The organism is Flavonifractor sp. (assembly GCF_019422385.1).
GTDB lineage: Bacteria > Bacillota > Clostridia > Oscillospirales > Oscillospiraceae > Flavonifractor > Flavonifractor avistercoris.
The window spans coordinates 1-10,194 of sequence record NZ_JAHZDL010000083.1; the positions used below are offsets into that span (position 1 = coordinate 1).

9 protein-coding genes are annotated in these 10,194 nt (G+C 64.5%); 3 read left to right on the plus strand and 6 right to left on the minus strand.

The features are described 5' to 3' along the window. The 3 genes from QZ378_RS10400 to QZ378_RS10410 form a co-directional block, all read right to left on the minus strand. Positions 1-109: 4Fe-4S cluster-binding domain-containing protein (locus tag QZ378_RS10400; RefSeq protein WP_291258222.1), on the minus strand; the 109-nt coding region annotated here is incomplete at its 3' end. A gap of 94 nt (positions 110-203) precedes the next feature. After that, positions 204-1,409, minus strand: coding sequence for a class I SAM-dependent rRNA methyltransferase (locus QZ378_RS10405; RefSeq protein WP_291258216.1), 1,206 nt, complete (start codon positions 1,407-1,409; stop codon positions 204-206). A 186-nt stretch (positions 1,410-1,595) separates the two neighbouring features. Beyond that, positions 1,596-3,917, minus strand: coding sequence for an anaerobic ribonucleoside triphosphate reductase (locus QZ378_RS10410; RefSeq protein ID WP_291258217.1), 2,322 nt, complete (start codon positions 3,915-3,917; stop codon positions 1,596-1,598). A 299-nt stretch (positions 3,918-4,216) separates the two neighbouring features. On the opposite strand from QZ378_RS10410, the gene QZ378_RS10415 reads away from it, so the two are divergent. Together QZ378_RS10415 and QZ378_RS10420 are read left to right on the plus strand one after the other, a co-directional pair. Next, positions 4,217-4,630, plus strand: a complete 414-nt coding sequence (locus tag QZ378_RS10415; protein ID WP_191380144.1) for an EamA family transporter — start codon at positions 4,217-4,219, stop codon at positions 4,628-4,630. Between the two features lie 13 nt (positions 4,631-4,643). Further along, entirely contained in the window at positions 4,644-5,393 is a 750-nt protein-coding gene (locus QZ378_RS10420) for a GNAT family N-acetyltransferase (protein ID WP_191380143.1), read from the plus strand. A gap of 282 nt (positions 5,394-5,675) precedes the next feature. On the opposite strand, the gene QZ378_RS10425 is transcribed toward QZ378_RS10420, so the two are convergent. Then, on the minus strand, positions 5,676-6,923 hold the full coding sequence (locus QZ378_RS10425) for a homocysteine S-methyltransferase family protein (protein WP_291258218.1): 1,248 nt from the start codon (positions 6,921-6,923) through the stop codon (positions 5,676-5,678). A gap of 423 nt (positions 6,924-7,346) precedes the next feature. Then, entirely contained in the window at positions 7,347-8,624 is a 1,278-nt protein-coding gene (locus QZ378_RS10430; RefSeq protein WP_291258219.1) for a glycosyltransferase family 2 protein, read from the minus strand. A gap of 374 nt (positions 8,625-8,998) precedes the next feature. Here QZ378_RS10430 and QZ378_RS10435 point away from each other — a divergent pair, with 374 nt between their 5' ends. After that, positions 8,999-9,253, plus strand: coding sequence for a hypothetical protein (locus QZ378_RS10435; protein WP_291258220.1), 255 nt, complete (start codon positions 8,999-9,001; stop codon positions 9,251-9,253). Between the two features lie 65 nt (positions 9,254-9,318). Here QZ378_RS10435 and QZ378_RS10440 read toward each other — a convergent pair. Next, the coding region (locus QZ378_RS10440; protein WP_291258221.1) for a DALR anticodon-binding domain-containing protein at positions 9,319-10,194 on the minus strand (876 nt) is incomplete at its 5' end.

Genomic DNA, 10,194 nt, shown 5'->3' on the forward strand with positions numbered 1-10,194 from the left:
CCGGGTTGTGGCAGCCGGGGCAGCGGTGGGGGCAGCCCTGGGTGAACACGGTGAACCGCAGGCCGGGGCCGTCCACGATGGAGTCGGACACGGTATTGGCGATGCGCATGATGGTTCCTCCTACAAAAACAGGGCCGCCGCACGGTGCGGCGGCCCTGTTGGATTTCTCGGATGGGGGAGCGGCGCGTCAAGGATGCCGCGCCCTACAGTTCATCCACCACCTGGAAGATGTAGAACTTCAGGTAGTAGGACTGGTCGGCCCCCCACAGGATGGGGTGGTCGGGGGACTGGGTGCGGTACTCCACCTGCCGCAGGCGGCGGCGGGCGTCCCGGGCAGCCTCCCCGATGGTCTTGGTAAACAGCTCCGGCGTCATGAAGTGGGAGCAGGAGCAGGTAGCCAGATAGCCGCCGTTTTTCACCAGCTTGATGCCCCGCAGGTTGATCTCCCGGTAGCCGGTGACCGCCTTCTTCACCGAGGCGCGGGACTTGGTAAAGGCCGGCGGATCCAGCACCACCAGGTCGAACTGCTCCCCCTGCCGGTGCAGCTCGGGCAGCAGCTCGAACACGTCCCGGCACACAAACCGAACCCGGTCCTCCATGCCGTTGAGGGCGGCGTTTTTCGCGGCCTGATCCACCCCCAGCTGGGAGGCGTCCACGCCGATCACCTCCGCCGCGCCGCCCTTGGCGGCGTTGAGGGCGAAGGCCCCGGTGTGGGTGAAGCAGTCCAGGGCCCGGCCGCCCTTTGCCAACGGCTGGATGGCCAGGCGGTTGTACTTCTGATCCAAAAAGAAGCCGGTCTTCTGCCCCTCGGCCACGTCCACCTGGTAGCGGATGCCGTTCTCCACGATCTCCACCACCGGGTCGAAGGGCTCGGACAGAAAGCCCTTCACCCGCTCCATGCCCTCTTTCAGGCGCACCTTGGCGTCGCTGCGCTCGTACACGCCCCGGATGGCGACGCCGTCCTCGGCCAGCACCTTCACCAGCAGGTCCAGGATGGTCTGCTTCAGCCTGTCGATGCCCAGGGCCAGGGACTCCACCACCAGCACGTCGGAAAACTTGTCCACCACCAGGCCGGGGAGGAAGTCGGCCTCCCCGAAGATCACCCGGCAGGAGGCGGTGTCCACCGTGTCCTTGCGGTACTGCCACGCGGCCCGCACCCGCTTCTCCAGAAACGCCTCGTCGATGACGGCGTCGGCGTTCCGGGACAGGGCCCGCACCGCGATGGTGGAGGCCCGGTTGAGGAAGCCCACCCCCAGGGGGTAGCCGTTGTAGTCCTCGATGCGGACGATGCCGCCGTCGGCGGGCCCGCCCAGGATCTCCCCGATTTCGTTGTCATAGATCCAGGGGCCGCCGGCCTTGAAGGCCCGGCCCTCCCCCCGCTTCAGGCGGACAACAGGATGATGTTCCATGAAATACCCCCTCTGGCAAGCCTCGCAGAGTTCGCGCCGGCGGGCGCGAATCAAGTCAAATCCGTTTTCTCCCAGGACATGCGCCTGGGAGAAAACACTTCTCAGCCCACAAGTGTGCCCAAAGGGCGCGCGCAGGGGGCTGCATTCCCTCAACAAAGCGGCAAGGCCGCTTTGTTGAAGCGTCAGCTATACGCTGTGCTTCACCCGGTCCCGCTCCTCGGCCCGCTTGGCGTTGTTGAAGCGGTCCAGGGTGCCCACCAGATAGCCGGTGATGCGGCGGATGCGCTCGAAGGGCACGCCGTCGTCCTCGGTGCGGCCGCAGCCGGGGCACTGGTCGCCGATGATGCCGGAGAAGCCGCACACCGGGTCACGATCCACCGGGTGGTTGACCGAGCCGTAGCCGATGCCGCTCTCCTTCATGCAGCGGATCACCTTCTCAAAGGCCTCCAGGTTGTCGGTGGGGTCGCCGTCCATCTCGATGTAGCTGATATGGCCGGCGTTGGTGAGGGCGTGGTAGGGGGCCTCGATCCTGATCTTGTCATAGGCGGAGATGGGGTAGTACACCGGCACGTGGAAGGAGTTGGTGTAGTATTCCCGGTCGGTGATCCCCTCGATGGCGCCGAACCGGGCCCGGTCCAGCTTGACGAACCGGCCGGACAGGCCCTCCGCCGGGGTGGCCAGCAGGGAGAAGTTCAGCCCCCGCTTCTCGCTCTCCTGATCCATCCGTGCCCGCATGTGGGAGATGATCTCCAGGCCCAGCACCTGGGCCTTCTCGCTCTCCCCGTGGTGGACGCCGGTGAGGGCCTTGAGGGTCTCGGCCAGGCCGATGAACCCCACGGACAGGGTGCCGTGCTTCAGCACCTCCCGCACCTCGTCCTCCCAGTCCAGCTTGTCGGAGTCCAGCCACACCCCCTGGCCCATGAGGAAGGGGTAGTTGTACACGTGCTTGCGGCACTGGATCTCAAACCGCTCCAGCAGCTGGTCCACGCACAGGTCCAGCATCCGGTCCAGCCCCTCGAAGAAGGCGTCCATGTCCCCCTTGGCCTTGATGGCCAGCCGGGGCAGGTTGATGGTGGTGAAGCTCAGGTTGCCCCGGCCGTTGCAGATCTCCCGCTGGGGGTCGTACACGTTGCCGATGACCCGGGTGCGGCAGCCCATGTAGGCGATCTCCGTCTCCGGATGGCCGGGCCTGTAGTACTGCAGGTTAAAGGGCGCGTCGATGAAGGAGAAGTTGGGGAACAGCCGCTTGGCGGAGCACCGCATGGCCAGCTGGAACAGGTCGTAGTTGGGCTCGCCGGGGTTGTAGTTGACGCCCTCCTTCACCCGGAAGATCTGGATGGGGAAGATGGGGGTCTCGCCGCCGCCCAGGCCGGCCTCGGTGGCCAGCATCACGTTCTTCATCACCATGCGGCCCTCGGGGGAGGTGTCCATGCCGTAGTTGATGGAGGAGAAGGGGGTCTGGGCCCCGGCCCGGGAGTGCATGGTGTTCAGGTTGTGGATCAGGGCCTCCATGGCCTGGTAGGTGGCCCGGTCGGTCTCCTTCACCGCCCGCTGGTGGGCGAACCTCTGGGCCTTCTCAATCTCTTCCTCGGTGCCGAAGGAAGGCACCAGAACGGCCCGCTCGGCGGCGAAGTAGTCCTCGCAGTCCTCCAGGGTGGGGGTCAGGCCGGTGTCCTCCTGAATGCCCGCCATGATGCCCTTCAGCTCCTGCTCGGGATCCTCCCGATTCTCCAGCAGCATGAGGGCCCGGGCCAGATTCTGGCGGTATACCCGGCGGAAGGTCTTGCGCACGCCGTCGGCCATGCCGTAGTCGAAGTTGACCACGCTCTGGCCGCCGTGCTGGTCGTTCTGGTTGGACTGGATGGCGATGCAGCACAGGGCCGCGTAGGAGGAGATGTCGTTGGGCTCCCGCAGGGTGCCGTGGCCGGTGGAGAAGCCGCCGGCGAACAGCTTTTTGATGTCGATCTGGCAGCAGGTGGTGGTGAGGGTCAAAAAGTCCAGGTCGTGGATGTGGATGTCCCCCTCCCGGTGGGCCCGGGCGTGGTCGGGGTTGAGGACGAACATGTCGTAAAACTGCTTGGCGCCCTCGGAGCCGAACTTGAGCATGGAGCCCATGGCGGTGTCGCCGTCGATGTTGGCGTTCTCCCGCTTGATGTCGGAGTCCTTGGCCTTGGAGAAGGTGATGTCCTCGTAGGTCTTCATCAGTCGGGTGTTCATCTCCCGGGCGCGGCTGCGCTCCTCCCGGTAGAGGATATAGGCCTTGGCGGTCTGGACATAGCCGTTGTCCATGAGCACCCGCTCCACCAGATCCTGGATGTGCTCCACATCGGGCTGACGCTCCCCCTCCACCTCCAGAATGGAGAGCACCTCGTCGGCCAGCTTGCGGGCCACGTCCTCCTGCCCGGGCTTGTAGGTGGCGTTGAAGGCCTTCTCAATGGCCCGGGCGATCTTGTCCTCGTTGAAGTCGGCCAGACGGCCGTCCCGCTTGCGGATCTTGGTCAGTGTCATGGCGTTCCGTTCCTTTCTTCGGATGCTTGTCCAGCAAAAAAGCCAAAACAGGGCGGGGCCGCCGTCCCAGCTTGGCACTACATCTTGTGGCTATTTTTGTTTGTCCGCTTTCTATGATACCGTATCTTGAACGCCCCGTCAAGGCACAAAACCGGAGGCGCGCTCCAAAAACAGGGTGCGGTTTTTGGCGGTTTCGCTGATTTTGAAAAAGAGGGGTCGGGGGGATTGACGGCAAAACGAGGGTGGAATAATCCCCGCCTCTGTGGTAAAATAGGCGGGTATGAAAGGGGGCCGCCGTCATGTGGCTGCTGTTCGCGCTCCTATCCGCGGTTTTCGCGGCGCTCACCTCCATCCTGGCCAAGATAGGGATTGAGGGGGTCAACTCCAATCTGGCCACCGCTATCCGCACTGTGGTGGTGGTACTCATGGCCTGGGGCATGGTGTTCCTCACCCACGCGCAGGGTGGCGTCGCCGCCATCAGCCGGAAGAGCTGGCTGTTCCTCATTCTGTCCGGTCTGGCCACGGGGGCGTCCTGGCTGTGCTACTACCGGGCGCTCCAGCTGGGCAAAGCCTCCCAGGTGGCGCCCATCGACAAGCTCAGCGTGGTCATCACCCTGGTTCTGGCCTTTGTCTTCCTCCGCGAGGAGGTCACCGCGAAATCCCTGGCCGGCTGTGTCCTGATCTGCGCCGGCACCCTGTTGATGGTTCTTTAAGGGGGGACATGCCATGCCCGCCAACTTTATCGACCTGACGCCGGAGAATCTGGCGGACGAGCACCTGTGCTGTATCATCCGCAGCAAAAAGCCCCACTCGGGGGTGGAGGCCAAGCGGCAGTGGCTGGCGGAGCGGCTCCGGGAGGGGCACGTGTTCCGCAAGCTGGACGAGAAGGGCACGGTCTTCATCGAGTACGCCCCCCTGGAGACGGCCTGGGTGCCGGTGGTGGGGGACAACTACCTCTACATTTACTGCCTGTGGGTCACTGGCCCCCACAAGGGGAAGGGATACGGCCGGGCGCTGCTGGAGTCCTGCCTGGCTGACGCCAGGGCAAAGGGAAAATCAGGCGTGTGCATGCTGGGGGCGGAGAAGCAGAAGGCGTGGCTCTCCGACCAGTCCTTCGCCCGGAGGTTCGGCTTTGTCGTGGCCGATACCACGGAGACCGGTTATCAGCTGCTGGCTCTCTCCCTGGACGGCACCCTCCCCCGCTTCACGCCTGGTGCCAAACGGGGGATCATCGACCGCCAGGAGCTGACCATCTACTACGACGCCCAGTGCCCCTTTATCCACCAGTGTGTGGAAAAAATCGCGGCGTTCTGCGAGGCCGGCGGGATCCCGCTGTCCCTGGTGCGGGTGGACAGCCTGGCCCAGGCCAAGGCCCTGCCCTGTCCGTTCAACAACTTCGCGGTGTTTTACCGGGGGCAGTTCCAGACGGTGAACCTGCTGGACGAGGCCGCCGTCCGGCGGCTTCTGAAGAAATAGGCGGACAAGAGCGGCGGCCCGGCCGGGCCGCCGCTGAGACTGTCGAAGAAGCGGCAGAGCAGCTTTTTCGAGCAGGATGCAGTCCGCCGCGCGCAGGATTTGTCCGCTTCAAGCGGACAAATCCCACACTTGCGGCCTGAGAAGTGTTTTCTCCGACGCACATGCCGCCGGAGAAAACAGATTTCCATTTTTTCGCGCCTGAGGGCGCGAGCTCTGCGAGGCTTTTTCCACACGATGAGCGGCGGCCCGGCCGGGCCGCCGCTCATCGTCTGCCGTCTATGCCTATAAAAGCACCAAACCGTACTTGTGGGACATCTCCTCCAGAAAGGCGTCGTCCAGATCCCCGGTGCCGTCCCAGAAGGCCCGGCCCTGGTAGAGCCGCAGGGCCTTCTCCAGCAGCTCGGGCACGTCCGACCACAGGCACAGGGCGTCCTTTACCACGTACTGGTTCTCGGCGAAGATATCCAGATCGTCCTCCTCCAGGATGGCGATCTTCAGGGCTCCCTGAGGGGCCTCCTCCTCCGCGGCCAGGATGTCCTCCATCAGGTCGGGGGAGCACTCGATGGTCTCGCCCACGTCCACGTCGGGGGTGATGAACCGGGCCTCCTTCTCGCTGGCGCAGGGGATCACGTCGGGATCCCGCTCCGGCGGGGCAAAGGCGGAGAAGTCCACCGCCGCCACCGCGTCCCCCAGGGCGGCGATGTGCTCCGGCGTGGTGCCGCAGCAGCCGCCGAAGATGCGCACGCCGGCCTCGGCGAAGGGGGCGGCGTAGGCGGCCAGCTCCCCCGGCGTGCAGCGGTATACGGCCTTCCCGTCCACCACCTGGGGCAGGCCGGCGTTGGGCTTGGCAATCAGCGGCACCGAGGCGTAGGGGGTCAGGCGGCGCAGCTGCTCCAGCATCTCCGCCGGGCCGGCGCAGCAGTTGAGGCCGAAGGCGTCCACCCCCATGCCCTGCATGACGATGAGGGCGGCCAGCACGTCGGTGCCGGAGGGGGTGCGGCCGTTCTCGTCGCAGGTGAAGGTGACCCACACGGGCTTGGCGGAAACGCTCTTGCAGGCCAGCACCGCCGCCCGGGCCTCCGCCATGGTCATGGTGGTCTCGAGGAGGAAGAGATCCACCCCCGCCGCCTCCAGGGCGGCGGCCTGCTCGGTGTAGATGTCCACCAGCTCCTCAAAGCTGGCGTCGCCGAAGGGGACGATGGACTTCCCCGTGGGGGCCAGATCCCCCGCCACCCTGGCTTTGCCGCCCGCGGCCTTCCGGGTCAGGGCCGCCAGTCGCCGGTTGTACACCGATACCTGGCCGCTCAGGCCGTACCGGGCCAGCGTCACCCGATTGGCCCCGAAGGTGGGGGCGATGAGCACCTGGCTGCCCGCGTCCACGTAGGCGCGCTGGAGCTCCAGCAGGGCGTCGGGGTGCTCCAACACCCACTGCTCGGTGCAGACGCCATGGGGCATGCCCAGTTTGTGCAGCTCGGTGCCGGTGGCGCCGTCCAGCAGGATGGGGGCGGATAAGGGGGGGATGGTGTCCATAGTTCGTTCGTTCCTCCTGAAAATTTGCGCATGGCGCATTTGCAAGCTAGTATAGCACAAAGGGCCCGGTAAATGCAAGAGGCGGGGGGCGGAAACCCGCCTGTCCGGACAAGCAGGGAGCCGGGGAGATCCCCGGCTCCCTCAGCATGCCGAAACAGTCTCGCAGAGTTCGCGCCCGCAGGCGCGAAAAAATTGGAATCTGTTTTCTCCGGCGACACAAGGTGAATTGCCCCGAAGGGGCAAGAGAGGGCCCCCTGGGGGGTGTGCGTCGGAGAAAACACTTCTCAGGCCGCAAGTGTGGGATTTGTCCGCTTGAAGCGGACAAATCCTGCGCGCGGCGGACTGCATCCGGCTCGAAAAAGTGGCAAAGCCACTTTTTCGACAGTCTCAGGGAGCCGGGGAAATCCCCGGCTCTCTCTGGCATTATCCCAGCTCGTTGAGCTTTTTGGCGGCGGTGTGGTAGATGGGCTTCCACTCCACCTTCCGCACCAGGGCGGCGATGGAGATGGGGATGTAGGTGAACATGAAGACGGGGAAGGTGAACACATACCCGATCTTCTGCATCGGCGCGGCGCTGATGTGGCGCCACTCAGACAGCACCGTCAGCATGCCGTAGGCCAGCAGGCCCAGGTAGAAGTTCCACAGGTTGGAGCCGATGAAGCCCAGGCACTCGTGGATGATGCGGGCGGCCATGTGGGTGGGCTGGGTGAGGCAGGCGGCCAGCACCACGCCGTTGAACAGGATGATGAACAGCGTGAGCAGCATGCCGGGGGCCACGGTGGCGAACATGTCGTAGCAGGAGGTGCCCTTGTGCCCCCAGCGGAGGCAGCCCTTCAGCAGAGGGAGGGTGTAGGCCCGATCCACCTGATAGAAGCCCTTAGACCAGCGCAGCCGCTGATCCCAGGACTGGCGGAAGGTGGTGGGCTGCTCATCGTAGACCACCGCCTTGTCGCAGTAGCCGATGCGGCGGCCCCGGATGGCGCAGTCCACGGAGAACTGGATGTCCTCGGTGAGCAGGTGGAAGGGCCAGCCGCCGTTTTCCCGGATCACCTGGGCGGACACCAGGAAGCCGGTGCCGGACACGTGGCAGTTGGTGCCCAGCAGGGTGCGGGGGAAGTTGAGGAACCGGGCCTCCCGCAGGAACCAGATGGAGTAGCCGGCGGAGATCCAGTTGGTGCCGAAGTTCTTGGAGTTGCGGTAGCAGGTCACCGCGTCATAGCCCCGGTCGAAGGTGCGGTTCATCTCGGCGACGAAGCCGGGATCCACCAGGTTGTCCGCGTCAAAAACGAAGTAGCCGTCGTAGACGTCCTTCCCCTCCTCCGCCAGGCGGCGGAAGAGGTAGTCCATGGCATAGCCCTTGCCCTTTTTGCTCTGGTCAAAGCGCTCGTAGACGAAGGCCCCCGCCCGGCGGGCGGCCTCGGCGGTGCCGTCGGTGCAGTTGTCCGCCACCACATACAGATCCAGCAGCTCCGCCGGGTAATCCTGTTTTCGCAGGCTCTCCAGCAGTTCGCCGATCACCACCTCCTCATTGCGGGCGGAGACGATGGCAGCGAAGCGGTGGAGCTTCTCCGGCTGGTGCCGGTCGGTCCAGCGGCGGCGGACCAGGCCCACCACCACATAAAAGCCCTGATACAGGTACAGCAGAGTGAACAGGACCACAATGGTCACGTTCAGATCTTTTACAAGTTCCAGCAAAGTCATGTCTGTAATCCTCCGTTGCGGGGTTGGAAGGAGTCCGCGCGGAGGGGGTCCTCCGAGCGTAGAGCCTATCATACCACGTTTTCAAAAGATTACAAGAGTGTTACACACCAATTAACAGATCGTTAAGTGAATGTTTTTAGTTTCTTTAAACAAATGTAAGAAACTCACTGGGGAGGGTGGAAAACCCTTGTGCCAGGGGAGAAGCAGTGCTATCATGGAGTAAGCCCAGAGGTTCCATTGCGCAAGTCCCGCGCTTCCCCAATCTCCACGAGAGGATGTGTGCTTATGCGCCAGTCCAGGCTCTCGGCGTCTTTCCGGCTTCACAAAAAGATGTTATCGGCTTTGGCGTCTATTACGGAATTGTGGGGGCGGCCGTGGCCGCGGGGGCGCTTCTGGGGTGGAACCTGACCCTGCCCATGCTCCTGCTGCTGGTGGTTGTCCTGTTCTGCTGTATGGGCGGGCGCAACTACATCGGGGAGTGGCAGATCTATCAGGACAACCCCATGGCGGCCACGGAGTATGACCAGGGCCCCCGGGACTACCGCGCCCTGCCCCTGGTCCGCTCCCTGCTCATGCTGCTGCCGCCGGCGGCCTACTTTTTCGTACGCCTTCTGCTCCTGCTCATATAGCTCTCCCGGATATCACACACAATGCGGGGGCGCTTCCTCTGGAAGCGCCCCCGCATTTTTACTATTTACATTTTCTCCGGCGCGGAGACGCCCAGCAGGGCCAGGCAGTTGGCGATCACGGCCCGCACGGTGTCGGACAGCTTGAGCCGGGCGGCCAGAACCTCCGGCGCCTCCCCCTTGATGCGGCAGGAGTTGTAGAACCGGTGGAACTCCCCGGCCAGGGTGGTGAGGTAGCGGTTCACGTGGGAGGGGTCGTAGTCCCGGGCGGAGAGCCGGATGGTCTCGGGCAGCTGGGACAGGGTCTTGATGAGGCTCTTTTCCTCCTCGGTGGAGAACACGGCGGGATCCACCTCCGCCGCGTCGGGCACCTTGTCCCCCTCCTCGGCCAGCCGGGCGATGAGGGAGCAGATGCGGGCGTGGGCGTACTGAACGTAGTATACCGGGTTCTCGGAGTCCTCCCGCACCGCCAGATCCAGATCGAAGTCCAGGGCGGAGGTGGAGGAGCGGGAGCTGAAGAAGAACCGGGCGGCGTCCACGCTCACCTCGTCCAGCAGATCCCGCAGGGCGATGGCCTTGCCGGAGCGCTTGGACATGCGGACGGGCTGCCCGTCCTGGAGCAGGTTGACCAGCTGCATCAGCACGATGATCAGCCTGTGGGAGCCGTCCAGGCCCAGGCCGTCCAGGGCGGCCTGGAGGCGGGCCACGTGGCCGTGGTGGTCAGCGCCCCAGATGTTGATGGCCTTGGAGAAGCCCCGCTTCTCCAGCTTGTTGCGGTGGTAGGCGATGTCGGCGGCGAAGTAGGTGTAGAACCCGTTGGCCCGGCGGAGCACGTCGTCCTTCAGATCCAGCTTGTCCACCTGCTCCTGGGTCTTGCCCTCGCCCAGATACTTCTGCTTGAGCAGGGCGGTGGTGTTGAGCCACAGGGCCCCGTCCTTCTCATA

What these genes read in the sequence shown, in the direction of transcription:
- QZ378_RS10405 (WP_291258216.1), bottom strand. Translation starts at nt 1,409, where the DNA reads ATGGAACATCATCCTGTTGTCCGCCTGAAGCGGGGGGAGGGCCGGGCC.
- QZ378_RS10410 (WP_291258217.1), bottom strand. Translation starts at nt 3,917, where the DNA reads ATGACACTGACCAAGATCCGCAAGCGGGACGGCCGTCTGGCCGACTTC.
- QZ378_RS10415 (WP_191380144.1), top strand. Translation starts at nt 4,217, where the DNA reads ATGTGGCTGCTGTTCGCGCTCCTATCCGCGGTTTTCGCGGCGCTCACC.
- QZ378_RS10420 (WP_191380143.1), top strand. Translation starts at nt 4,644, where the DNA reads ATGCCCGCCAACTTTATCGACCTGACGCCGGAGAATCTGGCGGACGAG.
- QZ378_RS10425 (WP_291258218.1), bottom strand. Translation starts at nt 6,923, where the DNA reads ATGGACACCATCCCCCCCTTATCCGCCCCCATCCTGCTGGACGGCGCC.
- QZ378_RS10430 (WP_291258219.1), bottom strand. Translation starts at nt 8,624, where the DNA reads ATGACTTTGCTGGAACTTGTAAAAGATCTGAACGTGACCATTGTGGTC.